The sequence below is a fragment of the Streptomyces sp. NPDC107581 genome (assembly GCF_055657175.1).
Map to the genome: position 1 here is coordinate 450,720 of NZ_JBVKBH010000004.1, position 24,821 is coordinate 475,540.

General features: G+C 70.8%; 30 protein-coding genes and 1 riboswitch. Of the genes, 17 read left to right on the forward strand and 13 right to left on the reverse strand.

The features are described 5' to 3' along the window. Positions 1 to 89: 89 nt before the first annotated feature. Positions 90 to 611: a cupin domain-containing protein gene (locus tag ACZ7P3_RS12035; protein ID WP_472081058.1), complete on the forward strand. Its 522-nt coding sequence runs from the start codon at positions 90 to 92 to the stop codon at positions 609 to 611. Positions 612 to 691: 80 nt separating this feature from the next. Here ACZ7P3_RS12035 and ACZ7P3_RS12040 read toward each other — a convergent pair whose 3' ends face one another. Continuing rightward, entirely contained in the window at positions 692 to 1,945 is a 1,254-nt protein-coding gene (locus ACZ7P3_RS12040; RefSeq protein ID WP_472080781.1) for an acyl-CoA dehydrogenase family protein, read from the reverse strand. Positions 1,946 to 2,116: 171 nt separating this feature from the next. Between ACZ7P3_RS12040 and ACZ7P3_RS12045 the strand changes: the two genes are divergently transcribed. Further along, on the forward strand, positions 2,117 to 2,761 hold the full coding sequence (locus ACZ7P3_RS12045; protein ID WP_472080782.1) for a TetR/AcrR family transcriptional regulator: 645 nt from the start codon (positions 2,117 to 2,119) through the stop codon (positions 2,759 to 2,761). 94 nt (positions 2,762 to 2,855) lie between these two features. On the opposite strand, the gene def is transcribed toward ACZ7P3_RS12045, so the two are convergent. Next, positions 2,856 to 3,410 carry a peptide deformylase gene (def, locus tag ACZ7P3_RS12050; RefSeq protein ID WP_472080783.1) on the reverse strand — a complete coding sequence of 185 codons (555 nt, stop codon included), beginning with the start codon at positions 3,408 to 3,410 and terminating at the stop codon, positions 2,856 to 2,858. Positions 3,411 to 3,560: 150 nt separating this feature from the next. On the opposite strand from def, the gene ACZ7P3_RS12055 reads away from it, so the two are divergent. The 8 genes from ACZ7P3_RS12055 (at position 3,561) to rocD (ending at position 10,967) form a co-directional block, all read left to right on the forward strand. Further along, positions 3,561 to 4,799: a DUF1727 domain-containing protein gene (locus ACZ7P3_RS12055; protein WP_472080784.1), complete on the forward strand. Its 1,239-nt coding sequence runs from the start codon at positions 3,561 to 3,563 to the stop codon at positions 4,797 to 4,799. Positions 4,800 to 4,820: 21 nt separating this feature from the next. Next, entirely contained in the window at positions 4,821 to 5,549 is a 729-nt protein-coding gene (locus ACZ7P3_RS12060; protein WP_472080785.1) for a type 1 glutamine amidotransferase, read from the forward strand. A gap of 375 nt (positions 5,550 to 5,924) precedes the next feature. Then, the gene (locus ACZ7P3_RS12065; protein ID WP_472080786.1) at positions 5,925 to 6,950 is read left to right on the forward strand and encodes a 6-phosphofructokinase; all 1,026 of its coding nucleotides are present in this window, start codon (positions 5,925 to 5,927) and stop codon (positions 6,948 to 6,950) included. Between the two features lie 104 nt (positions 6,951 to 7,054). Beyond that, the gene (locus tag ACZ7P3_RS12070; RefSeq protein WP_472080787.1) at positions 7,055 to 8,005 is read left to right on the forward strand and encodes a cytochrome c oxidase assembly protein; all 951 of its coding nucleotides are present in this window, start codon (positions 7,055 to 7,057) and stop codon (positions 8,003 to 8,005) included. Positions 8,006 to 8,076: 71 nt separating this feature from the next. Next, a complete protein-coding gene (locus ACZ7P3_RS12075; protein ID WP_472080788.1) occupies positions 8,077 to 8,244 on the forward strand; it encodes a hypothetical protein in 168 nt (55 codons plus the stop codon). 37 nt (positions 8,245 to 8,281) lie between these two features. Beyond that, the gene (locus tag ACZ7P3_RS12080) at positions 8,282 to 8,767 is read left to right on the forward strand and encodes an Lrp/AsnC family transcriptional regulator (protein ID WP_472080789.1); all 486 of its coding nucleotides are present in this window, start codon (positions 8,282 to 8,284) and stop codon (positions 8,765 to 8,767) included. A 164-nt stretch (positions 8,768 to 8,931) separates the two neighbouring features. Beyond that, positions 8,932 to 9,741 carry a dimethylargininase gene (gene ddaH / locus ACZ7P3_RS12085; RefSeq protein WP_472080790.1) on the forward strand — a complete coding sequence of 270 codons (810 nt, stop codon included), beginning with the start codon at positions 8,932 to 8,934 and terminating at the stop codon, positions 9,739 to 9,741. Continuing rightward, a complete protein-coding gene (gene rocD / locus ACZ7P3_RS12090) occupies positions 9,741 to 10,967 on the forward strand; it encodes an ornithine--oxo-acid transaminase (protein ID WP_472080791.1) in 1,227 nt (408 codons plus the stop codon). The genes ddaH and rocD overlap by 1 nt, the downstream gene beginning before the upstream one ends. Positions 10,968 to 11,018: 51 nt before the next feature. Here rocD and ACZ7P3_RS12095 read toward each other — a convergent pair whose 3' ends face one another. Continuing rightward, a complete protein-coding gene (locus ACZ7P3_RS12095) occupies positions 11,019 to 11,660 on the reverse strand; it encodes a DUF305 domain-containing protein (protein WP_472080792.1) in 642 nt (213 codons plus the stop codon). A gap of 90 nt (positions 11,661 to 11,750) precedes the next feature. Next, entirely contained in the window at positions 11,751 to 12,152 is a 402-nt protein-coding gene (locus ACZ7P3_RS12100) for a DUF6153 family protein (RefSeq protein ID WP_472080793.1), read from the reverse strand. A 142-nt stretch (positions 12,153 to 12,294) separates the two neighbouring features. On the opposite strand from ACZ7P3_RS12100, the gene ACZ7P3_RS12105 reads away from it, so the two are divergent. Together ACZ7P3_RS12105 and ACZ7P3_RS12110 are read left to right on the forward strand one after the other, a co-directional pair. Beyond that, on the forward strand, positions 12,295 to 12,723 hold the full coding sequence (locus ACZ7P3_RS12105) for a hypothetical protein (RefSeq protein ID WP_472080794.1): 429 nt from the start codon (positions 12,295 to 12,297) through the stop codon (positions 12,721 to 12,723). A gap of 98 nt (positions 12,724 to 12,821) precedes the next feature. Next, entirely contained in the window at positions 12,822 to 13,553 is a 732-nt protein-coding gene (locus ACZ7P3_RS12110) for a lysophospholipid acyltransferase family protein (RefSeq protein WP_472080795.1), read from the forward strand. Between the two features lie 54 nt (positions 13,554 to 13,607). Here the strand turns inward: ACZ7P3_RS12110 and ACZ7P3_RS12115 are convergent, their stop codons facing one another. From ACZ7P3_RS12115 to ACZ7P3_RS12150, 8 genes are all read right to left on the reverse strand, one after another. Next, on the reverse strand, positions 13,608 to 15,203 hold the full coding sequence (locus tag ACZ7P3_RS12115) for an alpha/beta hydrolase (protein ID WP_472080796.1): 1,596 nt from the start codon (positions 15,201 to 15,203) through the stop codon (positions 13,608 to 13,610). 263 nt (positions 15,204 to 15,466) lie between these two features. Then, positions 15,467 to 16,249, reverse strand: coding sequence for an urease accessory protein UreD (locus ACZ7P3_RS12120; RefSeq protein ID WP_472080797.1), 783 nt, complete (start codon positions 16,247 to 16,249; stop codon positions 15,467 to 15,469). Next, positions 16,246 to 16,923: an urease accessory protein UreG gene (ureG, locus tag ACZ7P3_RS12125; RefSeq protein WP_472080798.1), complete on the reverse strand. Its 678-nt coding sequence runs from the start codon at positions 16,921 to 16,923 to the stop codon at positions 16,246 to 16,248. The genes ACZ7P3_RS12120 and ureG overlap by 4 nt, the downstream gene beginning before the upstream one ends. Positions 16,924 to 17,026: 103 nt before the next feature. Then, entirely contained in the window at positions 17,027 to 17,701 is a 675-nt protein-coding gene (locus ACZ7P3_RS12130) for an urease accessory protein UreF (protein WP_472080799.1), read from the reverse strand. Next, positions 17,701 to 19,422 (reverse strand): urease subunit alpha, encoded by a 1,722-nt coding sequence (locus ACZ7P3_RS12135; RefSeq protein WP_472080800.1) that lies wholly within the window; start codon positions 19,420 to 19,422, stop codon positions 17,701 to 17,703. The genes ACZ7P3_RS12130 and ACZ7P3_RS12135 overlap by 1 nt, the downstream gene beginning before the upstream one ends. Then, complete coding sequence (locus ACZ7P3_RS12140) at positions 19,415 to 19,726, reverse strand: urease subunit beta (RefSeq protein ID WP_472080801.1); 312 nt, start codon at positions 19,724 to 19,726, stop codon at positions 19,415 to 19,417. Before ACZ7P3_RS12140 ends, ACZ7P3_RS12135 begins: the two co-directional genes overlap by 8 nt. 10 nt (positions 19,727 to 19,736) lie before the next feature. Beyond that, positions 19,737 to 20,039 (reverse strand): urease subunit gamma, encoded by a 303-nt coding sequence (locus ACZ7P3_RS12145; protein WP_393881931.1) that lies wholly within the window; start codon positions 20,037 to 20,039, stop codon positions 19,737 to 19,739. Between the two features lie 336 nt (positions 20,040 to 20,375). Next, a complete protein-coding gene (locus ACZ7P3_RS12150) occupies positions 20,376 to 20,660 on the reverse strand; it encodes a type II toxin-antitoxin system Phd/YefM family antitoxin (RefSeq protein WP_472080802.1) in 285 nt (94 codons plus the stop codon). An 85-nt stretch (positions 20,661 to 20,745) separates the two neighbouring features. On the opposite strand from ACZ7P3_RS12150, the gene ACZ7P3_RS12155 reads away from it, so the two are divergent. From ACZ7P3_RS12155 to ACZ7P3_RS12165, 3 genes are all read left to right on the forward strand, one after another. Further along, entirely contained in the window at positions 20,746 to 21,381 is a 636-nt protein-coding gene (locus ACZ7P3_RS12155; protein WP_472080803.1) for an ATP-dependent Clp protease proteolytic subunit, read from the forward strand. A gap of 7 nt (positions 21,382 to 21,388) precedes the next feature. After that, positions 21,389 to 21,709, forward strand: coding sequence for a hypothetical protein (locus ACZ7P3_RS12160; protein WP_472080804.1), 321 nt, complete (start codon positions 21,389 to 21,391; stop codon positions 21,707 to 21,709). Positions 21,710 to 22,127: 418 nt separating this feature from the next. Then, positions 22,128 to 22,257: riboswitch (cyclic di-AMP (ydaO/yuaA leader) on the forward strand. Between the two features lie 3 nt (positions 22,258 to 22,260). Next, on the forward strand, positions 22,261 to 22,734 hold the full coding sequence (locus ACZ7P3_RS12165) for a C40 family peptidase (protein WP_362695065.1): 474 nt from the start codon (positions 22,261 to 22,263) through the stop codon (positions 22,732 to 22,734). A gap of 315 nt (positions 22,735 to 23,049) precedes the next feature. On the opposite strand, the gene ACZ7P3_RS12170 is transcribed toward ACZ7P3_RS12165, so the two are convergent. Next, positions 23,050 to 23,505, reverse strand: coding sequence for an ATP-binding protein (locus ACZ7P3_RS12170; protein ID WP_472080805.1), 456 nt, complete (start codon positions 23,503 to 23,505; stop codon positions 23,050 to 23,052). 211 nt (positions 23,506 to 23,716) lie between these two features. On the opposite strand from ACZ7P3_RS12170, the gene ACZ7P3_RS12175 reads away from it, so the two are divergent. Beyond that, complete coding sequence (locus ACZ7P3_RS12175) at positions 23,717 to 24,577, forward strand: helix-turn-helix domain-containing protein (protein WP_472080806.1); 861 nt, start codon at positions 23,717 to 23,719, stop codon at positions 24,575 to 24,577. A 9-nt stretch (positions 24,578 to 24,586) separates the two neighbouring features. Continuing rightward, the gene (locus ACZ7P3_RS12180; RefSeq protein WP_472080807.1) at positions 24,587 to 24,811 is read left to right on the forward strand and encodes a DUF397 domain-containing protein; all 225 of its coding nucleotides are present in this window, start codon (positions 24,587 to 24,589) and stop codon (positions 24,809 to 24,811) included. Positions 24,812 to 24,821: the final 10 nt, after the last annotated feature.

Sequence of the window (24,821 nt, forward strand, 5' to 3'; positions counted from 1 at the left end):
GGAGACAGCTCGTACCGGAGGCCGAAGGCCCGGAACCCGAGGAGCTGCTGGAACCGGAGGCCGAGGACCCGCAGCCCGACGGACCGCTGATACCGGAGACCGAGGGTCTGCTCGTGCCGCCGGGCCACGGCCGCGTCGTCGAGACGCCGGCCCAGCGGGTCACGTTCAAGGTGACCGGGGCGCACTCACGGATCGCCTCCACCTTCGAGGTGGACGTCCCGCCGGGCTTCGACGTAGGCGCCCATGTGCACACCCGCAGCGAGGAGTTGTTCTACGTCCTCGAGGGCGAGCTGGACGTCCTCGCCTTCGAGCCGCGCATCCGTACGCCCGACAACTGGCAGCGATGGGAGTCGAGTTCGGGCAGCCGGGTGGTCCGTGCGACTCCGGGCACGGTCATCGTCGTCCCCCCGGGCTGTCCCCACGCCTTCGCGAACCCGACGGACACGCCGGCCCGGATGTTCTTCCAGGCCTCTCCCCCGCCGGACCACGAGCGCTACTTCGACGAGCTGCTGGAGATCCTGGGAAGCGGGGGCCCACCGGACCAGGAGGCGATCGAGGCGCTGAGGGTCAAGTACGACATCCAGCAGCTCACGCCCCTCAGACACCGGTGACGGCCCTCACCCGGGGGCGGGGAGGAACCGCGCGACCCGGCCGCGGCGCCGCGGCCGGGTCGCGCCGAACCCCCACGGCGCTACCGGATCGGCATCCCGGCCAGTGTCCGCGCAATGACCAGCCGCTGGATCTCGCTCGTGCCCTCGAAGATCGTGTAGATCGCGGAGTCCCGGTGCATCCGCTCGACCGGGTACTCCCGCGTGTACCCGTTGCCGCCCAGGATCTGAATCGCCTGGGCGGTCACCTTCTTCGCGGTCTCGCTGGCGTACAGCTTGGACATCGACCCCTCGGCCGCGGTGAACGGCTTCTGGTTGACCGCCATCCACGACGCACGCCAGACGAGCAGCCGGGCCGCGTCGATCCGGGTGCGCATATCGGCGAGCTGGAAGGCGACCCCCTGGTTGTCGATGATCGGCCGCCCGAACTGCTCGCGGGTGATGGCGTAGTCGAGGGCGACCTCGTAGGCGGCCCGGGCGGTGCCGACCGCCATGGCGCCGACCGCCGGCCGCGAGGCCTCGAACGTGGCCATCGCCGCGTTCTTCACCCTGCCGCCGTCGCCCGGGGCCGCCCCCGCCGCACCGGCGGCCTTCGCCCGCTCCCGGGCCCGGGCGAGCCGCTCGTCCAGCTTCTCCTTGCCGCCGAGCAGGCAGGAGCCGGGGACCCGGACGTTGTCGAGGATGACCTCGGCGGTGTGCGAGGCACGGATGCCGTGCTTCTTGAACTTCTGGCCCTGGGCGAGGCCCGGCGTGCCCGGCGGGACGATGAAGGAGGCGTGCCCCTTGGAACCCAGCTCCGCGTCGACCACGGCGACGACGACGTGGACGTTGGCGATGCCGCCGTTGGTCGCCCAGGTCTTCGTGCCGTTGATCACCCACTCGTCCTTGGCCTCGTCGTAGACCGCACGCGTGCGCATCGAGGCGACGTCGGATCCCGCGTCGGGCTCGGAGGAGCAGAAGGCCGCGACCTTGACGTCGTTCTGGTCGCCGTACATCTGCGGGATCCAGGTGCCGATCTGTTCCTCGGTTCCGTTGGCGAGAACGCCCACGGCGGCCAGTCCGGTGCCCACAATGGAGAGGGCGATGCCCGCATCGCCCCAGAAGAGCTCCTCCATGGCCATCGGGATACCGAGGCCGGTGGGGTCGAAATACTGCTGCGCATAGAAGTCGAGGGAGTAGATGCCGACCTTCGCGGCCTCTTGGATGACCGGCCAGGGAGTCTCCTCACGCTCGTCCCATTCGGCGGCCGCGGGCCGGATGACGTCGGCGGCGAAGCCGTGCAGCCAGTCCCGGACCTCCTTCTGTTCGTCGTTGAGCTCCATGGTGAACTCGGCCATGTCCCCTCCAGCGGCGGCACGTGCAATGTTACTAGCGGTAACCCGAGTCTGTTACCGACCGGTAGGAAAAGTCAACTCCCGATGACGCCTCGGCATCCCGTTCGATGTCAGGGGCCCAGTCAGTGTTAGTTTGCGCAGGCGTCACCGAATCAGCACGGGTGGGGAGAGCACATGGACACCACACAGCGGACCGATCAGCAACGGTCCGCCGACCGCCGACGGCGAGAGCTCCTGGAGGCCGCCGACCGGGTGGTGCTCCGGGACGGCCCGCAGGCGTCGATGAACGCGATCGCCGCGGAGGCCGGTATCACGAAGCCCATCCTGTACCGCCACTTCGGCGACAAGGGCGGTCTTTACGCTGCGCTTGCCAAGCGGCACACGGACGCACTGCTCGCTTCGCTGCGGGCGGCACTGGACGCTCCGGCCGATCGGCGGGAGCGGGTGGAGTCCACCTTGGACACCTATCTCGCCGCGATCGAGGCACGTCCGCAGGTGTATCGGTTCCTCATGCATCCGGCGGAGGGCAGCACCGGCGGCGACCAGGGCTTCGACGTCGGCAAGCACTCCGCGCCGCTGCTCCGCAGGATGGGCGAGGAACTGGCGCAGGTCATCGAGGAGCGCGTGGATCTCGGGCCCGGCAGCCAGCAGCTCGCGCGGGTGTGGGGGCACGGGATCGTCGGGATGATGCATGCCGCCGGTGACTGGTGGCTGGGTGAGCGGCCCTGCTCCCGGGCCGAGTTGGTCCGTTCCCTGGCCGACCTCCTGTGGGGCCGCCTCGCTGCCGCGGGGGACAAGGTCGGGGGCCCCGGGTTCTGACGGTCGGGTCTCACGTACGGCTGCGCCGGGTCTCACATGCGGTCGTGCCGGGTCTCACGTACGGCTGCGCCGGGTCTCACAGGTGGTCGCGTCCCTACGCGGACCCGCCGGCACCGTGCCACGAAGATCGCGAGATTTGTCTCATCAGTCTCCGGTGGCGCCGGCCCGTCAAGTGGTCGGCGTACACCCTTCCCTCCAGGTGGTCGCACTCGTGCTGCAGGCACCTGGCGAAGAAACCCGTGCCGTGCACGGTGACCGGTTCCCCGGTCGCCGTGAAGCCCTCGACGACCGCATGGTCGTAGCGTTCCGTGCCCGCCTCCAGGCCCGGCAGGGACAGGCAGCCCTCCGGGCCGCGGATCACCACGCCGTCCGCCTCGACCAGGCGGGGGTTGACCACATGCCCGAGGTGACGCACGTCCTCGTCGTCCGGACAGTCGTAGACGAAGACTTGAAGCGGCACCCCGATCTGATTCGCGGCCAGGCCCACCCCCTGTGCCGCGTACATCGTGGCGAACAAGTCCTCCACGAGCGCCGCCAGATCGGGGCCGAAATCGGTGACTTCCCGGCATTGCCCGTGCAGCGCCGCGTCACCGAGCAGGGAAAGAGGGCGGACGCGCCCGCGGGCGCCCGGGATCGAGCCGTGTCGCATGGCGGCAAGGGTACGGTTCGTTCAGCTCATGCCCGCCGCTCCGGCATGGGTGGGATTCGGGTGTGCGAATGGATCTCGATAGGCTGAGGTCCACACCACGTTGCCGGATGGCCCAGGGCGCGGCGCGTACGCAAGGAGGATCGAGAACTGATGGCAGGCAACTCGGACCCGCTCACGCCGCGGGCCAAGCTGGCCGTGACCGCGGGTAAGGCGGTCGCTGCGGCATCGCGGGCCGCAGGACGCGGCAGCGGGTCGGTGATCGGTGGCCGGGTCGCGCTGAAACTCGACCCCGACCTGCTCGCCCGGCTCGCGCAGAACCTGGACGTCGTCCTGGTGTCCGCGACCAACGGCAAGACCACGACCACCCGGCTGATCGCCGAAGCGCTGCGCGCCGCGGGCCCGGTCGTGTCGAACGCGCTCGGCGCCAACATGCCGGCCGGCATCACCTCCGCCCTCGCGGGCGGCTCGGAATCGAAGTTCGGCGTCATCGAGGTCGACGAGAAGTACCTGGCCGGTGTGGCACGGGACACCAGCCCGAAGTGCATCGCGCTGCTGAACCTCTCCCGTGACCAGCTGGACCGCGCCGCCGAGACCCGCATGCTGGCGGAGAACTGGCGCGAGGGCCTGGCCGGTTCCAAGGCCGTGATCGTGGCCAACTGCGACGACCCGCTGATCGTGTGGGCCGCCTCCTCCTCCCCGAATGTGATCTGGGTCGCGGCCGGGCAGATGTGGAAGGACGACGCCTGGTCCTGCCCGTCGTGCGGTGGCGTGATGCAGCGTCCCGGTGACGACTGGTTCTGCGGCGAGTGCGGTTTCCGCCGGCCGACGCCGAGCTGGGCGCTGTCCGGGGACCATGTGCTGGATCCGCACGGGTCGGCCTGGCCGATCCACCTGCAGCTGCCGGGCCGCGCCAACAAGGCGAACGCGGCCAGCTCCGCGGCCGTCGCCGCCGTCTTCGGGGTGCCGCCGCAGGTCGCCCTGGAGCGGATGTACCAGGTGCAGGCGGTCGCCGGGCGTTACGACATCGTCCAGTTCGAGGGCCGTGACCTGCGGCTGCTGCTGGCGAAGAACCCGGCCGGCTGGCTGGAGACGTTCTCCCTGATCGACCCGCCGCCCGCTCCGGTGATCCTGTCCGTGAACGCGCGCGGGGCCGACGGCACCGACACCTCCTGGCTGTGGGACGTCGACTACACCCGGCTGACCGGCCACCCGATCTTCGTCATCGGTGACCGCAAGCTGGACCTCGCCGTCCGCCTGGAGGTCGCGAACCAGCACTTCCAGGTCTGCGAGAACCTCGACCAGGCCGTGCAGATGTGCCCGCCGGGCCGTGTCGAGGTCATCGCGAACTACACCGCGTTCCAGGACCTGCGCCGCCGCGTCGGCAACTGATCTTCGAAGGGCGATCACCTCATGAGCGACAACCAACTGCGGCTGGTGTGGATCTACCCGGACCTGCTGAGCACCTACGGCGACCAGGGCAACGCGCTCGTCGTGGAGCGGCGGGCCCGGCAGCGCGGCCTGGACGTGGCCCGGCTGGACGTGCGCAGCGACCAGCCGATCCCGACCTCCGGCGACATCTATCTGATCGGCGGCGGTGAGGACCGGCCGCAGCGGCTCGCGGCCGAGCGGCTGCGCCGGGACGGTCATCTGTCCCGGGCCGTGCAGAACGGCGCGATCGTGTTCTCCGTCTGTGCCGGCTACCAGATCCTCGGCCACGAGTTCATCAACGACCTCGGCCAGCGCGAGCCGGGCCTCGGCCTGCTCGACGTGGTGTCGGTGCGCGGCGAGGGCGAGCGGTGCGTCGGTGACGTCCTCGCGGACATCGACCCCCAGCTCGGCCTGCCCCAGCTGACCGGCTTCGAGAACCACCAGGGCGTCACCCACCTCGGCGCGACCGCCCGCCCCTTCGCCCGGACGCGGATCGGCAAGGGCAACGGCACCGGGGACGGCACCGAGGGTGCGTACAACGGGACGGTCTTCGGTACGTACATGCACGGGCCGGTCCTCGCCCGCAACCCGCAGATCGCCGACCTGCTGCTGAAGCTGGCGCTGGACGTCAACGCACTGCCGCCGATCGACGACCGCTGGTACGAGGCACTCCGCAACGAGCGCATCGCGGCTGCGCAGCAGCCTGCGTAGGCGCCGTTGCGCAGCAGCCTGCGTAGGCGCCGTTGCGCAGCAGCCTGCGTAGGCGCCGTTGCGCAGCAGCCTGCGTGACCACGGCGGCGGTGCAGCCCGCGTCGGTGCAGTGGCGCCGCAGGCCCGTGCAAGCGGCGTCTCAGCATCGCCTCAGGGGCACCTCAGGGGCGTCTCAGCGTCGCCTCAGGCGCGTCTCAGCGCGTTCCGGCAGGCTCGTAGGGGGCCCGCCTGACGGCCCGTCCGCTCACATGTGCGGGCGCGTCCAGCAGGCGGACGCCCGCTACGGAGCCACCCCCTCACGCCGGTAGGGTGGCCGGGAATCCGCCGGACGACGTGGTCCGGTTTCCCGGCCCACGTTGAGAAGGTATTCGGGCTATGCGCATTGGTGTCCTCACGTCCGGCGGCGACTGCCCCGGCCTGAACGCCGTCATCCGGTCCGTCGTGCACCGTGCGGTCGCCGACCACGGCGACGAGGTCATCGGTTTCCGGGACGGCTGGAAGGGCCTCCTGGAGTGCGACTACCTCAAGCTCGACCTCGACGCCGTGGGCGGCATCCTGACCCGCGGCGGCACCATCCTCGGCTCCTCCCGCGTCCAGCCCTCGCATCTGCGCGACGGTGTGGCGCGGGCCAAGGGTCATGTCGAGGAGCTGGGCCTGGACGCGATCATCCCGATCGGCGGCGAGGGCACGCTGAAGGCGGCCCGGCTGCTGTCGGACAACGGCCTGCCCATCGTCGGCGTGCCGAAGACCATCGACAACGACATCGCCGTCACGGACGTCACCTTCGGCTTCGACACGGCCGTGGGTGTCGCGACCGAGGCCCTCGACCGGCTGAAGACCACCGCCGAGTCCCACCAGCGCGTACTGGTCGTGGAGGTCATGGGCCGGCACACCGGCTGGATCGCGCTGCACTCCGGCATGGCGGCCGGCGCCCACGCCGTCGTCGTACCGGAACGGCCCTTCGACATCGAGGAGTTGACCAGGAAGGTCGGCGAGCGGTTCGAGGCGGGCAAGCGCTTCGCGATCGTGGTCGCCGCCGAGGGGGCCAAGCCGCGGCCCGGCTCCATGGAGTTCGACGAGGGCGGCAAGGACATCTACGGCCACGAGCGCTTCGCGGGGATCGCGCGGCAGCTGTCGATCGAGCTGGAGCAGCGCCTCGGCAAGGAGGCGCGGCCGGTGATCCTGGGCCATGTGCAGCGGGGCGGAACGCCGACGGCGTACGACAGGGTGCTGGCGACGCGGTTCGGGTGGCATGCGGTGGAGGCCGTGCACCGGGGTGAGTTCGGCATGATGACGGCGCTGCGCGGGACCGACATCGTGATGGTGTCGCTGGCGAAGGCCGTGGAGACGCTGAAGACGGTTCCCACGGAGCGCTACGACGAGGCGGAGTGCGTCCTGTAGTCCACACGGGAACAACCCGCCCCCGGTCACGGCCGTGACCGGGGGCGGTTCTACTCTTGGGGGCGGACAGACGCGTACAACCCCCACGAATCAGGAGCCGCCGGATGGATCACAGCGGGCACGGCATGATGATGGATCTGCCGCCGTTCACGCTGGGGCGGGGTCTCCAGTGGTCGGCGGACCCCTTCTTTCTCGTCGCCTGTCTGGCCGGGTTGGCCCTGTACGGGTGGGGTGTCGTGCGGCTGCGCCGACGGGGGGACGCGTGGCCCGTCAGCCGTACGGTCTCGTACGTCGTCGGGGTCCTCACCATCGCGCTGGTGATGTGCACCAAGCTCAATGACTACGGCATGGTCATGTTCAGCGTGCACATGGTGCAGCACATGATCATCAGCATGCTGTCGCCGATCCTGATCCTGCTGGGCGCCCCGGTCACGCTCGCACTGCGCGCGCTGCCGGCCGCCGGCAGGGGCCGCAAGGGACCGCGTGAGCTGCTGCTGGCCCTGCTGCACAGCCGTTACATGCGGATCATCACCCACCCGGCGTTCACGATCCCGCTCTTCATCGCGAGCCTGTACGCGCTGTACTTCACGCCGATGTTCGACTTCCTGATGGGGTCCAGGGCGGGGCACATCGCGATGATGGTCCACTTCCTCGCCGTGGGTGTCGTGTTCTTCTGGCCGATCATCGGCGTGGACCCGGGCCCGCACCGGCCGGGGTATCTGATGCGGATGCTGGAGCTGTTCGCGGGCATGCCGTTCCACGCGTTCTTCGGCATCGCGTTGATGATGGCCTCGGAGCCGATGGTCGAGACGTTCAAGAACCCGCCCGCCTCGCTCGGCATCGACGCGCTCTCCGACCAGAACGCGGCCGGCGGGATCGCCTGGGCGTTCAGCGAGGTCCCGTCCGTGCTGGTGCTGATCGCACTGCTGTTCCAGTGGTACAGCTCCGAGCAACGGCAGGCCAAGCGCAAGGACCGGGCCGCCGACCGGGACGGTGACAAGGAGCTGGAGGCGTACAACGCCTATCTGGCCTCTCTGAACGCGCGCGAGAGCTGAAGCCGCACTATCCCCTCCGGAGGGAATTCGGGGCACCATGGTCAAGGACGGACCATGAGGAGGGTGTCGCGATGCCCGGTTCCACGAGCGGTTCCACCAAGGCGATGGGGGCGATGACCGTCGGCGGGCTCGTCGTCGTGACGGCCTACACGGTCGCCCTCGGCAGCAACGGGTGGCTGTGGTTCGGCTGGGTGGTGCTGGGGCTGCTGACACTCGCCATGGTCGTCACGCAGTCCTAGTTCTCCCGCCGCGGGCGTGGCTGATTACAGTGCCCGCATGAACAGCAGGACCGCGTCCTTCGACGACCTCGACCGCAAGATCATCACCGCGCTGATGGCGAACGCCAGGACCAGCTTCGCCGAGATCGGCGCGGCGATCGGGCTGTCGTCCACCGCGGTCAAGCGGCGCGTGGACCGGCTGCGGGAGACCGGTGTGATCACCGGGTTCACGGCGACCGTGCAGCCCTCCGCGCTCGGCTGGCGCACCGAGGCGTACGTCGAGGTGTACTGCGAGGGCGCGGCCCCGCCGCGGCGCCTGGCGGAGGTGGTGCGCAACCACCCCGAGATCACGGCGGCCATGACGGTGACCGGCGGCGCGGACGCTCTGCTGCACGTACGGGCGCGGGACGTGGAGCACTTCGAGGAGGTGCTGGAGCGGATCCGCGCCGAACCGTTCATCCGGAAGACGATCAGCGTGATGGTGCTGTCCCACCTCCTCCCGGAAAGCCCGGAAGCGGGCGCCACCCAGGTGGCACCGGAATGATCGGAAAGTAAACCTGGACACGCGCAGTACTCGTGCGTTCATCCCGGCAAGAACGCAGCGATGCTGCACATGCGCGCAGCTTTTGTTTCTTGTCGATCGTCTCCGTCACTTCCTACCGTGGTGTCCACCCCCAGTGACACACAGGAAAGCGGAGGAAACCCTCTGTGGCCGAAAGCCGTGTGCCGCGCCCTCGGCGCTTCCTTGTCTGCGAACCCAGACACTTCGCCGTGCAGTACGCGATCAATCCCTGGATGCATCCCGACACGCCCGTGGACGTGGATCTGGCCCAGGAGCAGTGGCAGGCACTGATCCGCGCCTACCGCTCCCGCGGCCACAGCGTCGAGGCGGTCGATCCGGTGCCGGGCCTGCCCGACATGGTCTTCGCCGCGAACGCGGCGTTCGTGGTCGGCGGCCGGGTCTTCGGATCCCTCTTCCACGCGCCGGAGCGGCGCGCCGAGTCGGTCCACTACGACACCTGGTTCAAGGCGGCGGGCTACGACGTCCACCGGCCGGAGGCGGTGACCGAGGGCGAGGGCGACCTGGTGTGGACGGGCCGGTACGTGCTGGCCGGCACCGGGTTCCGCACCACCCGTGAGGCCCACCGCGAGGCGCAGGAGTTCCTGGGCCACCCGGTGATCGGCCTGACCCTGGTGGACCCGTACTTCTACCACCTGGACACCGCGCTGTTCGTGCTGGACGACGACAACATCGTCTACTACCCGGAAGCCTTCTCGCCGGGCAGCCGGGAGGTGCTCAAGCGCCTCTACCCGGACGCGGTGCTCGCCACCCGCGACGACGCCATGGCATTCGGCCTGAACTCCGTGTCCGACGGCCGGCACGTCTTCATCGCCCCCAAGGCCGAGACGCTCGCCGAGCGCCTGGACGGCCACGGTTACGTCCCCGTCCCCGTCGACCTGTCGGAGTTCCACAAGGCCGGCGGAGGCATCAAGTGCTGCACCCAGGAGATCCGCTGATGACCGCACCCGCGCACGCCCGTACCTCCGACGACCTGATCCGGGCGGAGGGGCCGGTCCTCGCGCACAACTACCACCCCCTGCCCGTGGTCGTCGCCCGGGCCGAGGGCACCTGGGTGGAGGACGTCGAGGGCCGCCGCTACCTCGACATGCTGGCCGGCTACTCGGCGCTCAACTTCGGCCACCGCCATCCGGCGCTGATCGAGGCCGCGCACCGCCAGCTCGACCGGCTGACCCTGACCTCCCGCGCCTTCCACAACGACCGGCTCGCCGAGTTCGCCGAGCGGCTCGCGGCACTGACCGGTCTTGACATGGTGCTGCCGATGAACACCGGCGCCGAGGCGGTGGAGAGCGGCATCAAGGTGGCCCGCAAGTGGGCCTACGACGTGAAGGGCGTCCCCGCCGACCGGGCGACGATCGTGGTCGCGGCGGAGAACTTCCACGGCCGTACGACGACGATCGTCAGCTTCTCCACGGACGAGTCGGCCCGGGCGGGCTTCGGCCCCTTCACACCCGGTTTCCGGATCGTGCCGTACAACGACCTGGCCGCGCTGGAGGCGGCGGTCGACGAGACGACGGCCGCGGTGCTGATCGAGCCCATCCAGGGCGAGGCCGGGGTGATCATCCCGGACGAGGGCTATCTGGCCGGCGTCCGTGAGCTGACGCGCCGCAAGGGCTGCCTGTTCATCGCGGACGAGATCCAGTCGGGCCTCGGCCGCACCGGCACCACCCTCGCCGTCCAGCACGAGGACGTCGTCCCGGACGTGCTGCTGCTCGGCAAGGCGCTCGGCGGCGGCATCGTGCCGGTGTCGGCGGTGGTGGCCCGGCGCGAGGTGCTGGGCGTGCTGCACCCGGGCGAGCACGGCTCCACGTTCGGCGGCAACCCGCTGGCCGCCGCCGTCGGCACGGCGGTGGTCGAACTGCTGGAGACCGGTGAGTTCCAGCGGCGGGCGGCGGAGCTGGGTCTGCTCCTGCGCGACGGACTGGCCGAGCTGATGGGCAACGGTGTGACCGGCTTCCGCGCGCGGGGGCTGTGGGCGGGTGTCGACGTCGACCCGGCCATCGGCACCGGCCGGGAGATCAGCGAGCGCCTGATGCAGGAGGGGATCCTGGTCAAGGACACCCACGGCTCCACGATCCGGCTGGCGCCCCCGCTGACCATCACGGCCGAGGAGCTGCGCTCGGCGCTGGGCTCGCTGGAGAAGGTGCTGGGCCGGCGGAACTGAGAGCGAGGGCGGGGGCCGGCCGCACCGGGCGTGTCGGCCCCCGCCCGCCGGTCAGCTCGCGCTCCCGGCGAGCAGCCGCTTCATCTCCTTGATCTCGGCGTTCTGCGCGGTGACGATGCCGTCGGCCATGCCCTGGGCGGGACCGTAGGCGCCGCTGTTCTTCTCCGTGGTGGCCATCTCGACGGCGCCCTGGTGGTGCTCGACCATCAGGGACAGGAACTTGGTGTCGAAGTCCTTGCCCGTCGCCTTCTTCAGTGCCGTCATGTCGGCGTCACTCATCATCCCGGACATCCCCTGCATGCCGGACGTCCCGGAGTGGCCAAAGTGGTCCATGCCTGCCATGGGGACCTGCTCACCCCAGGACTTCAGCCAGCCGGTCATGGTGCGGATCTCCGGGTCCTGTGCCTTCTCGATGCGCGAGGCGAGGTCCTTGACCTGTGCCGAGCCGGCCCGGCCGGCGGCGAGCCGCGCCATCTCCAGGGCCTGCCGGTGGTGCGGGATCATGCCCTGGGCGAACGTGACGTCCTGGTTGTTGTGGGCGGTGGCGCCGGTGGATCCGCTCGGGCTCGCCGAGGCGCCGTGGCCGCCGTGCGCGCCGCTGTCACCGCTGCTGCCGCAGGCGGCGAGGACGACGGAGACGAAGCCGGTCGCCGCGACGAGGGCGGCACGGCGCGTCAGGGTACGGATGGTCATGCGGGAACTCCTGCTGTCGGAAAGGTCTTCGGGCACGCGTGGGAGCACGACCGCAACGCCGTCGGGTACGGCATGCGGCCGGCGCGGCCTCTAGATCCGCAGAAGTTGGAGTTCCGCCAGGGAGGGCGGGGCGCGGGCCCCGTCCGGTGCCGCGGCCACGCACGGGCGCGGGCCGCCGGCCGGCACGGGGGCGGTCACCGGGCCGGGGGTGAGCGCGGGCAGCTGCGGACCGCCGCTCACGGCGCCGGACGCGCAGGTGGGGTCGGCGTGGTGCAGGCCGTGGCCGCCGCAGTGGCCGTCGCCGTCGGGACAGCCGTCGTGGGCGGTGGCCATGACCCCCATGTGCACGGCCCGGACCTGCCCCGTGTGCTCCGTACCGCCACCGGGCGCCAGGGCGTGCATGCCCAGCAGCCCGGCCAGCACCCCCAGCACGAGCAGCGCACGCAGACGCCGCCGTGGCGGTCGCGGGGTGTGCTGTCCGGTGCTGTGCATCGGGCACATCCTACGAGAGCGGTCCGGCCGGCGACGCAATCCCCCGGAGGGCGTTTTCCGTACTGAGGGCAGGAGACAACCCTCACCACCGCGGGCAGGAGGCGCCCCGCACCGGGGAGCAGCGTCGTTCAGGAGATGCGTCATGAACTCCACCCACCCCGCAGAGGCCGGCTGGACGGCAGTCGCCGTGACCTGCGCCGTCATCGACGCGGTCCTGCACGCGCTGCTCGTCCCCGGCCACCTGGAGGAGACGCTCTACATCGGTCTGCTGTTCGTCGCGGGCAGCGCCGTGATGCTCGTCGTGGCCGTGGCCCTCGCGGGCCAGAAGTGCCCGATGGCGGCCTGGCTGACCGGAATGCTGGCCAGTCTCGCAATGATCGTCGGTTTCGCGCTGTCGCGTACCGTCGGCCTGCCGGGCGGACATTACGAGGACGGCTGGGAAGCGCCGTACGGCCCCCTGTCCCTGCTCGCCGAGGGGCTGTTCGTCGTCGCGTTCCTCGCCTGGTTCTCGTACCGGACGGCCGAGGTGCCGCAGCCACACCCGATCACCCGTCTGAGTACTCGTCAGTAGAGGCCGCAAGGGGTCAGCATGGACGGGTCCGCACCCGGTTCCCCGTGCGTACCTGCGCACTTACGCTGTGTCGATCCGCCCGAGTGAGGAGCGACCCCTTGTTCTACTACCTGCTCAAGTACGTACTGCTCGGCCCCCTGCTCAGGCTGGTCTTCCGTCCGCGGATCGAGGGCCTGGAGAACGTACCGGCTTCGGGTCCGGCGATCGTCGCCGGGAACCATCTGTCGTTCTCCGACCACTTCCTGATGCCGGCGATGCTGAAGCGCCGGATCACCTTCCTCGCCAAGGCGGAGTACTTCACCGGCCCCGGCATCAAGGGCCGGCTCACCGCGTTCTTCTTCCGCAGTGCCGGGCAGATCCCGGTGGACCGCTCGGGCAAGGATGCGGGGCAGGCCGCGATCCGCGAGGGGCTCGGCGTACTGGGCAAGGGCGAACTGCTGGGCATCTACCCGGAGGGGACCCGTTCGCACGACGGCCGGCTGTACAAGGGCAAGGTGGGTGTCGCGGTCATGGCGCTGCGGGCCCGGGTGCCGGTCGTGCCCTGCGCGATGATCGGCACCTTCGAGGCGCAGCCGCCCGGCAAGGTGGTCCCGCACATGCATCCCGTCGTGATCCGCTTCGGCAAGCCGCTCGACTTCTCCCGCTACGCCGGCATGGAGCACGAGAAGGCCATCCTGCGGGCGGTCACCGACGAGATCATGTACGCGATCCTCATGCTGTCCGAGCAGGAGTACGTCGACCAGTACGCGGCCGTCGCCAAGGCGGAGCAGACGGCGGAGAAGAAGGCGGAGAAGAAGGACCGCAAGTTCCCCAGGGCACCGCTCGGCTGACGGCGAAGGGGCGGCCGGAGAGTCCGGCCGCCCCTCGTCGCCGCAGCGGTGCGGTTACGGCTTGGGCGTGGCGTGCGGCGTGCAGGTCACGTCGGAGGTGTCCAGCCTGCCGTCGATCAGATAGGCGTCGACCCGGGTGTTGATGCACGGGTTGACCAGGCCGGTCACACCGTGGGAGCCCGCGTCCTTCTCGGTGATCAGACGGGAGCCCTTGAAGCGCTTGTGCAGTTCGACGGCGCCCGGGTACGGCGTCGCCGCGTCCCGCGTGGACTGCACTATCAGCACGGGCGGCAGGCCGCGGTGGGTGGTGACGTGCACCGGGGTCAGCTGCTTCGTCGGCCAGGTGGCGCAGGGCAGGTTCATCCAGGCGTTGGCCCAGGTCATGAACGGGTAGTCCTGGTTGAGCCGGGTGTTGTCCCGGTCCCACTTGTGCCAGCTGGCGGGCCACTTGGCGTCGGCGCACTCGACGGCGGTGTAGACGGCGTTGCCGTTCTCCGCGCCGATGTTGCCGGCCGTGTCCGACAGGTCGGGGGCGGCCGCGTCGACGAGCGCCTTGGTGTCCCCGGCCGCGTACTTGCTGAAGACCGTCGCCACCGGCACCCACGAGGAGTCGTAGTACGGGGCGCTCTGGAAGAAGGAGATCAGCTCGGCCGGGCCGACGACTCCGCCGATGGGGTTCTTCTTGGCAGTGGCGCGCAGTTCCAGCCACTCGGCCTGCACGGCGGCGCGGGTGGTGCCGAGGTGGAAGGCGGCGTCGTTCGCGGCGACCCAGTCCTCCCAGTCCTTCCAGCGGCCTTCGAAGGCGATGTCCTGTTCGAGGTTCGCCTTGTACCAGATGTTCTCGCGCGACGGGTCGACCACGCTGTCGACGATCATCCGGCGCAGGTGGCCCGGGAAGAGGGTGCCGTAGACGGCGCCGAGGTAGGTGCCGTAGGAGACGCCCAGGTAGTTGAGCTTCTTCTCGCCCAGTGCGGCACGGATGACGTCCAGGTCGCGGGCGGTGTTCGGGGTGGTCATCTGCGGCAGCACGGCGCCGCTGCGCTCGGCGCACCCGTCGGCGTACTCGCGGGCGAGCTTGCGCTGGGCCCTCTTGTCGGCCTCGGTGTCCGGAACCGGGTCGGCCTTGGGCGCCTTGACGAACTCCTGCGGATCGATGCAGGAGACGGGCGCGGAGTGGCCGACACCGCGCGGGTCGAAGCCCACGAAGTCGTAGGCCTTGGCGACGTTCGCCCAGACGGGGTTCTTGTTGGTGATCCGGGTCGGGAAGCGCATCCCGGAGGCGCCGGGACCGCCCGGGTTGTACACGAGGGCGCCCTGGCGCTCCTGCGGGGTGCCGGTGTTGCCGACGCGGTCGACGGCGAGCTCGATCTGCTTGCCGTAGGGCTTGGCGTAGTCGAGCGGCACGCTGACCCAGCCGCACTGGATGGGCTTCGCCAGCCCCCAGTCCGCGGGGCAGTCCTGCCAGTCGATGCCGGCCCTGGCGGCACGGGCGGCGGCGATCTCGGCGCCCCGGGCCTCGCGGTCGCCTCCGTGGCGGCCGTCGGCGCTGGCCACGGGCGCCGACACCGCGCCGGCTATCAAGGTCGCCGTGACGAGTGCTCCGGCGGAACCGAGCGCCAGCAGACGGCTTTTCGGTCTGTTCTCCCTCAAGTTGGCCCCTCCCCCTGCATCTTCGAATGGTCAGGCGGGGATCCTCTCGGCTGTGAGCCGCCTGAGAACAGGGGGCGCAGACCTTTCTTTACCAATCCGATAAACGGACGACCGCGTCCGGCTGAGCGGACCGACGAGGGGCAGGCCGCCCTCCGACGGCAACCGGCCCTCCGACGGCAGCCGGACCTCCGACGGCAACCGGCCCTACGACGGCAACCGAACCTTCGACGGCAACCGGCCCGACGACGGCAGCCGGACCTCCGTCAGCTCGCCCTCTGCGCGCCCGCCGGTCCGAGCAGGGTCAGCGCCTCGTCCAGCAGTCGCCGCAGCCTGAGCGCGTCGGGGGCCACGGCACTGACGAGTACGGCGGGCCCGGCGAGCGGTATCAGGGCCGCGTTCTCCCCCAGCATCCGTGGGACGGCCGGCTGATCGACGAACTCGGGTTGCACCACGACCAGTTGGCCGACCGAACGGTGTCCGGCGAGTACGGCGGGCCCGTCCCAGCCGCCCGGCGCTCCGGGCCCGCAGGACAGCTCCTGGTCCAGGACGGTACGGCCCGCGACCCGGACCGTGAGCCGGCTGGTGAGCCGGCCGGGTTCCTCCCCGTACCGTCCGAGCACCTGCTCCTCGCGCAGCACCAGCCGCGCCCCGGCGCCGGCTTCGACCCGGGTGGTGACGTACAGGTCGCTGCCGCCGGCCGCGATCAGCTGCTCGGGCAGCCAGCGCAGCTCGGCGCCGTCGGCCACGTCGAGCCGCACGTCGTAGCGCGCCTCACCCTTGTCCTGGCCCGGCAGCGAGATGGTGGCGGCGGCCGACCCCACGTGCAGCCGGGCGCCCTCCGCCACGCGCGCGTCCAGCGCGAAGCGGTCGCCGCCGAGCGGGCCGCTCATCGCGCCGACGACCATGACCCGCGCCTCGCCGCCGCTCGCCCGGGTGCGGCGCAGCGCGAGCGGTCCGTCGCCGTCCAGTACGGGCAGTGCCGTACCGCCGCGCCCGTCGGGGCGGGCCTCGATCCGGGCGTGCGCCCGGACTCCGGTCGCCGTCATGCCGTCCACGCGCCGAGCCGCTGCCGCACCCAGGCGGCCACCTCCGTGACGCCGCTCTCGGCGCGCAACGACTGGAAGACGACCGGGAGTTCGGACCGCTGTGCCTTGGCGTCGGCGGCCATCCGGGCGAGGTCGGATCCGACGTGGGGCGCGAGGTCGGTCTTGTTCACCACGAGCAGATCGGCGGTGGTGACACCGGGGCCGCCCTTGCGCGGGATGTCGTCGCCGCCAGCCACGTCGATCACGAAGATCTGCGCGTCCACGAGCCCCTTGGAGAAGGTCGCGGTGAGGTTGTCGCCGCCGGACTCCACGAGGATCAGGTCCAGCGGCCCGACCGCGTCCTCCAGGTCCTCCACGGCTTCGAGGTTGGCGGAGATGTCGTCGCGGATCGCGGTGTGCGGGCAGGCGCCGGTCTCCACGGCCGTGATCCGCTCGGGCGGCAGCACGGCCTCCCGGAGCAGGAACTCGGCGTCCTCACGGGTGTAGATGTCGTTGGTCACGACGGCCAGGGACAGCTCGTCGCGCAGCAACCTGCACAGCGCGGCGACCGTCGCGGTCTTCCCGGACCCGACGGGGCCGCCGAGGCCGATGCGCAGGGCGCGGCGCGAGCCGTCGGGGCGGTGGGCGTCGGCGCTGACGGCGGCAGGGCCCTCGTGGGTGTGGTCGAGATGCATTGCAACGGCTCCATTTCAGCCAGGTCCGGCGTCGTCGGGCCCGTCCGGCGTCCGAGACGGGGCCGTTCGGGCCGGCGGGGGTCCGGGGGGTACAGCCCCCGGGTCAGGAAGCGAACAGTCGTACGGGCCAGGCGGCATGCCACTCCGCCCCGACCTCCAGCAACGGCCCCGACGCGGCGGGCAGCGCGTCGACGCCCTCGTCGGCCACCCTCCCTGCCGCTCGGACCGCCGCGGCCGCGACGCGATCCAGCTCCGGTGCGAGCCGGGCCAGCACGCCCGTCGCGTCGAACGGATCGAGGCTCAGCAGCCGCACGGTGGCCGTCGCCGGTCCGCTCACGCTCTCGTACGCCGCGCAGTACGCCGCGTCCTCGGGCGCCAGCCCGGCCGCGCGGGCGGTGAGGCCGAGGACGACCGGCTGGTGGGCGCCCTTGGGGAACTCCCGGGCCAGCGCGTCGAGTTCGGCCGACGGCCAGCCGGCCCGTGCGGCCCGCATCAGCTGCCGGCCGAGCCTGCGCGCGGCGGCCCGCAGTGCGGGCGAGGGCGTACGGGCGTCGGCCGCCGCGTCCAGCTCCCGGGGCTCGACGCCCAGGACGGCGGCAGCGGCCAGCGCCCCCGCGACCAGTCCGGCGGTGTGCAGCCGCCCCCGGCAGAAGTCCTCCAGGCTCGCGGCGGAGGTGATCCGGCCCGCCTTGACGGCGGCCTCCGCCCCGCCGGAGTGCGCATGCCCTCCGGCGGGGAAGCGGCCGTCGGCCAGGACGAGCAGTGCTGCCCTGCTCATCAGAAGAGGAAGTAGCGCTGGGCCATGGGCAGTTCGACGGCCGGTGCCGCCTCGACCAGCTCGCCGTCGATGTGCACGGCGAAGCTGTCGGGGTCGATCCGCACCCGGGGGCGCGCGTCGTTCTCCCGCATGTCCGCCTTGGTCACCCCGCGCGTCGACTCGATGGCGACGAAGCGCTTGCCCAGCTGGAGTCGCTCCGGCAGCCCGTCCTCGACGGCGAGCGGGGCCACGAAGTTGAACGAGTTGGCGGCCGGCGCGCGTCCGATGGCCCCGTACATCGGCCGGGGCAGGATCGGCTGCGGCGTCGGGATGGAGGCGTTGGCGTCACCCATCTGTGCGTACGCGATCTGGCCGCCCTTGATGACGAGGTGCGGTTTGACCCCGAAGAAGGCGGGCTCCCAGAGCACCAGGTCGGCGAGCTTGCCCGGCTCGACGGAGCCGATGTGGCGGGCAAGGCCCTGGGCGAGCGCCGGGTTGATCGTGTACTTGGCGACATAGCGTCGCACCCGGCGGTTGTCCGCCCGCCCGTCGCCGGGCAGCGCGCCGCGCCGCCGCTTCATCACGTGCGCGGTCTGCCAGGTGCGCAGGACGACCTCGCCGACACGGCCCATGGCCTGGGAGTCGGAGGAGATGATCGAGATGGCGCCGAGGTCGTGCAGGACGTCCTCCGCGCCGATGGTGGACGGCCGGATCCGGGACTCGGCGAAGGCCAGGTCCTCGGGGACCGCGGGGTTGAGGTGGTGGCAGACCATCAGCATGTCGAGGTGTTCCTCGGCGGTGTTGACGGTGTAGGGCCGGGTCGGGTTGGTGGAGCTGGGCAGCACGTGCGGCTCGGAGACCACGGTCATGATGTCCGGCGCGTGCCCGCCGCCCGCGCCCTCGGTGTGGTACGCGTGGATGCCCCGGCCGGCGACGGCGGCGAGGGTGTCGCCGACGAAACCGGCCTCGTTCAGGGTGTCGGTGTGGATGGCGACCTGGATGCCGGTGCGGTCGGCGACGGTCAGAGACGCGTCGATGACGGCCGGGGTGCAGCCCCAGTCCTCGTGCAGCTTCAGGCCGAGTGCGCCGCCGCGGATCTGGGAGAGCATCGCGTCGTGCGAGACGGTGTTGCCCTTGCCGAGGAAGCCGACGTTGAGCGGGTACTGCTCCATCGCCTCGAACATCCGGGCCAGGTGCCAGGGTCCGGGCGTCACCGTGGTCGCCTTGGAGCCCTCGGCCGGTCCGGTGCCGCCGCCGACCAGGGTGGTGATGCCCGCGGCGAGCGCCTCGTCGGCGATCTGCGGGCAGATGAAGTGGACGTGCGCGTCGATGGCGCCGGCCGTGAGGATCCGTCCGTTGCCGGCGATGACCTCGGTCTCGGGGCCGATCACCAGGTCGGGGTGGACCCCGTCCATGGTGTCGGGGTTGCCCGCCTTGCCGATGCCGGTGATCCGTCCGTCGCGGATGCCGACGTCGGCCTTGACGATCCCCCAGTGGTCGACGATGACGACCCCGGTGATGACCGTGTCGGGGGTGCCGTCGGCGCGCGTGGCGCGCGACTGGCCCATGGACTCGCGGATGACCTTGCCGCCGCCGAACACCGCCTCGTCACCGGAGCGGCCGGGGCCGCCGGAGCGGTCCTCCTCGATCTCGATCAGCAGATCGGTGTCGGCGAGCCGGATGCGGTCACCGGTGGTGGGGCCGAACAGGTCGGCGTAGGCGTCGCGGGAGATCTCAGGCATCGAGGGCACCTCCGGTCTCGCCGCGCAGTCCGGGCACGATCCGCGCGCCGGTGAGGGGGACGAGTTCGACGTCGACGGGGATGCCGGGTTCGAAGCGCACGGCGGTGCCGGCGGCGACGTTCAGCCGCTTGCCGCGCGCGACGGCGCGGTCGAACTCCAGACCGGGGTTGGCCTCGGCGAAGTGGTAGTGGGAGCCGACCTGGACGGGCCGGTCGGCGGCGTTGAGGACGGTCAGCCGGGTGACCTCGCGGCCCTCGTTGTAGACGACCGGGCCGTCCGCGAAAAGAACCTCTCCGGGAATCATCGCGGGCCCCTCAGATGATCGGCTCGTGGACGGTGACGAGCTTGGTGCCGTCCGGGAAGGTGGCCTCGACCTGAACGTCGTGGATCATCTCCGGGATCCCGTCCATGACGTCGTCCCTGGTCAGGATCTTGCGGCCGGAGGACATCAGCTCGGCGACGGTACGGCCGTCCCGTGCGCCCTCGAGGATGTGCGAGGTGATGAGGGCGACCGCTTCGGGGTGGTTGAGCCTGAGCCCTCGGGCCCTGCGCTTCTCGGCCACGTCGGCCGCCACATGGATCAGCAGCCTCTCTTGTTCGTGCGGGGTCAGTTGCACGTCGCACCTCACAGTCCTTGCTCCGGACCGTGCGGGGTCCGGTTGCCGCAGCCACCACGACGGGATAGGTGTAACACACAGACAAATTTGCCCCGACAGTGACGAATCCGGGCAGAAAAACCCCTGGTGACGTGGATCGGCAGGCTAGTTCGCCGGAGTTTCAACGACGTTAACCAGCCCTTGATCGGCGTATGACTGCGCGATGGGCTCGCTCATACCCGACTGCGGGACGCCGGGCCCCACCGTCCCGACCGCGGGACGCCGGCCCTCCACCGCCCCGACCACGGACGGCCGGAGCCCGCCCTCGGTCACGGACGGCCGGGCCCCCGCGCCCGGTTACGGGCGGCCGGGCCCCCGGTGCTCCGCCGCGATGCCGAAGCGCTGCCGGTCCCGGGTCGCGGGCGCGACCTCGTGGACACGGGAGACCGAACTGGCCACCTGCTCCTCGGCCGGTTCCGCTTCACCGAGGGCCTCGAGCCGCTCCAGGTCGTCGGCCGAGACCAGCGCGACGAGCGGCTTGCCGTGCCGTGTCACGACGACGCGCTCACCGCCGTACACCACCCGGTTGATCAGGTCGGCGAGCTCAGCCCTGGCTTGCGTCACCGGAATCTCGTAGGCCATGCGTCCATCATAACGTCACGTACGTCCTGTACATTTTTTACAGAAGCGGGGCCGCCGGTGCCCCGCCTGGAGGAGGGGTATGCCCATGACCCGACCGTCCGCCCGTCACGTCCTGCCCGAGTTCACCGAGCGCACGGGCACGGGCCACCGCACGCTGGATCCCTACTCGAAGCTGTTCGAGAGCCGGGTCGTCTTCCTCGGGACGCGCCTGGACGACACGGCGGCGACCGATGTGATCACGCAGTTCATGCAGCTCGAACACGCGGCACCGGACCGGGACATCACCCTGTACGTCAACTGCCCGGGCGGCTCGTTCACCGCCCTGACCGCGGTCTACGACACGATGCAGTACGTCGACTGCGACGTGGAGACCTACTGCCTGGGCCAGGCCGCCTCCGCCGCCGCGGTACTGCTCGCGGCCGGGACACCGGGCAAGCGGTTCATCCTGCCGGGCGCCCGGGTGGTGCTCGAACAGCCCGCGCTGACCGAGCCGGCCCAGGGACAGCTGAGCGACCTCCTCATCCAGGCCGAGGAGTTGACCCGGATGCGCGCGGTGGCGGAGGAGATGCTGGTGCGGCACACCGGGCGCAGCGCGGAGCAGGTCCACCGGGACCTGGAGCGGGACCTGGTGCTGGACGCGCCGGGCGCGCTGGCGTACGGCCTGGTGGACGGCGTCGTGCCCAGCCGCAGGACGGCGCCCGGCGCCGGGCATGCGGGGTGAGCCGCCGATGCTGCCGGAGCTTCCGCCGCTGCCCGCGCTGACCCGCGCCGAGGGCGAGTTGATCGACCGTTACCTGGAGGCGGTCGACCTGCTGGGCCGCATCAACCCGGCGCAGTCCGGAGACACCTACCGCGGGCTGCGCGCGGCGCAGGCCCTGGTGCGCAAGGCGTCCGAGCTGCGCGACGCCCTGACCCTGATGCACCAGCGGGGCGAGACGGAGCTGCATGGGGACACGCTGGCACGGGCCTTGCGGGTGCTGGACGGCGAGCGCCGTACTGCGCGCGTCACGCTCCCGCCCGACTGCGTCGACCCGTCCGGACACGGATGAGACCCGGCGGGCCGTTCGTGTCGACGGACCGTCCGGGCCGAACTTCAAACGGCCCGAACGGTCTACCGCCGACCGGGGTATATCCCGATCGTTTTCCGGGCCTCACGACTTGCGCACACAACGGGTTTGAGGGTCATGCGTAAGTGCTCCGCCCCAGGTCGGAGGGTACGTGCGGGACCTGACGGCGACTCGAACAGGACACTGTCCACCCGAACGGGTGAGTGGTGAGTAACGCCACAAACCCCCGATTCCATTGGGATTTTCGGACAGTTGTGAGTGAAGATCCCTGTCTGACGACAAGCCCCCGCCACCGCGGCGGGGCGGTCCGGGCGGACGCCGAGTCCTGCCGCCGCCCGGATGACCGGTCGACAGGAGTGGATCGGCAGGAGTGGAGGACCCGAGCAAGACGGGTCGCCGGGACGGACGTTCGTCGCAGACGGACGGTCGTGCCGAGCAGCCCTTGGGGTGAAGCCGCAGCAACGCGGCCGGGCAACTTCGCCAGCCCGAATCCGACAGGTCATCCTTCACAGGCGGCTGACGAAGGGTTGCGCATGACTGCGCTCAATCGTGTCCCGTCGCTGATGGCCCGGGCCGGCACGGCCTCGGCCCTCACCCTCGCCGCCGTGGGCGGCTCGATCATGGTCCCGGGGCTCGCCACCGATGCCTCGGCCGCCACCATAGCGACGAAAGCACTGCAGATCGCCGCCTCGAAGAAGGGCTCGCCCTACCAGTACGGGGCCACCGGGCCGCGCAGGTTCGACTGTTCGGGGCTGACGCTGTACTCGTTCAAGAAGGCGGGCAAGAAGCTGCCGCGTACGGCCGCCCAGCAGTACAACCGGACGCACCACATCTCGGCCGGGAGCCGCAAGGCCGGCGATCTGGTGTTCTTCCACTCGGGTTCCAGCGTCTACCACGTCGGTATCTACGCCGGGAAGAACAAGATCTGGCACGCCCCGAGGACCGGCGCCGTGGTGCGGCTGGAGAGGATCTGGACCAGGAGCGTCTGGTACGGCCGGGTCAGCTGACCCCGGCTCAGCGCAGGAGCGGCTCCGGCAAAAGGGCCGCTCCCCGCGCGGTCAGCGCCGGCCCCGGGGCGCCCGCATGCTGCGGGCGCCCCGGGGCCGGCGCAGTCACCTGCCGAGCCGGTCCGCCAGGAGCGCCACCACACGCCGAGGCCGAGCCTCGGCGGCAGACACCGGTGCGTCAGCACCCGGCTCTCCGGGCCGTCGCCCGACCGGGTGGAAGGGCTGCGCCGCCACGATGGCGACGGGTGTCCGCGGAGGGGCGGCCGTGCCTGGTCGCGCACGGGCCCGATGGCGCCCGGTGGCCGGGAGCACGGACTAGGGCTCCGGCTGTCCCGCCGGGACCGGCTCCGCCGGGATGCTCCAGGGGAGTTCGATCGAGACCGTCTTGCCGCCCTCGCGGGTGGGGCGGACGCGTAGCTTGCCGCCGCACTCGGCGGTGAGCCAGCGGATGATGACCATGCCGCGCCCGTTGTCCTGCTGGACGGCGGCGGGCAGTCTCTTCGGAAAGCGCGGATGACTGTCCGTCACACCGATGCGCAGCTGTTCGTCGCGGTGCAGGGCGAGGTCGACGGTGAAGGTGGGTGACTGACCGAAGGTGTGCTGTACGGCGTTGGTGGCGAGCTCGGAGACGATCAGCCGCACGGTGTCGGCCACGTCGGTGTCCGGCGGCAGGCCCCATTCCTCGAGGGTGCCCACCACGTAGGAGCGGGCAGCGGAGACCGAGGCGGGATCGCTCGGCAGAGTGACGGATGCTTCCAGATGGTCTGCCATGGCGACGTCGTCCCTTTCCCACGGGCCGCAGTCCGACGGAGAGCGGATGGTTCGAGTACGGTCCCGCACTGGTGCTTCGTCGCCAGACTGCCATCACCGGGCCGGTCCGGGGAGCGATCCACCGGGATATGCATATATCTGTCGCTCAAAGCGGTGAACTCTGCGACGAGAGACCGTATTTGGGCGGCCCGGAAGGAGTAAGGAGTACCCCATGCAGAACGGTCCCGCGGTACGGCGCCGCAAACTCGGCGCCGAGTTGCGCACACTGCGCACGGGGACGGGACTCACCAGTGGCGAGGCGGCCCGTCTGGTGGGCTGGCACCAGTCGAAGGTGAGCCGCATCGAGACCGGCGCGAGCGGCGTGAAACCGGCCGATGTGCGGTTACTTCTGGATGCCTACGGGGTGCGCGACGGCCAACTGCGGGAGCTGCTGCTGATGTTGGCGGGGTCCGAGGAGGCGGGCAGCCGCAGCCGGTGGTGGCACGCCTACCGGGGGATCCTGCCGGCCACCTACCGCGATTTCATCAGCCTGGAGTCGCAGGCGAGCGGGATGCGCACCCTGGAGACCACGGTGGTCCCGGGTCTGCTGCAGACACCGGAGTACGCCCGCGCGGTGACCCGGGCGGCCGTGAAGGGGGTCGACGAGGAGCGGCTGGACGCACTGGTGGAGGTGCGGCTGGCCAGGCAGGACGTGCTGCGTTCGGATCCGCCGCTGGCGCTGAGCGCGGTGCTGGACGAGGCGGTGCTCCGACGCGATGTCGGCGGGCCGGAGGTGATGGCGCGGCAGCTGGCCCGGGTGGTCGAGGCAGCCCGCCTGCCCCAAGTGCGGCTCCAGGTACTGCCGTTCGCCGCGGGGGCGCATGTCGGCCTCACGGGGCCTTTCGTTATCTTCTCATTTCCGAGCACTTCTGATCTGGATGTTGTTGTTCTCGACCAGTTGACGAGTAGCCTCTATCTGGAACGGAAAGAAGACCTCGTGGCCTACACGGAGGCCTTCAACACCCTTCAGATCCACGCCCTTTCACCCGAGGACTCGTTGGATTACATCGCCGGGATGGGTGACGGCGCGTAAGGAGGCACCATGCCAGCACTGCCTCGTAACGTCCCTGCCAGTACCGATCTGGATCACGTGCGGTGGCTGCGCAGCAGCTACAGCACCGGAGCCAACAACTGCGTGGAGACGGCCCGGCCGCACTCCGGCCCGTGGGCCGGACTGCTCGCCGTGCGCGACTCCAAGGCCCCGGCCGGACCCGCGCTGCTCTTCTCCCCCGGGAGCTGGGCGGGGTTCGTGACCGCGCTCCGGTGATCCTCTTTCC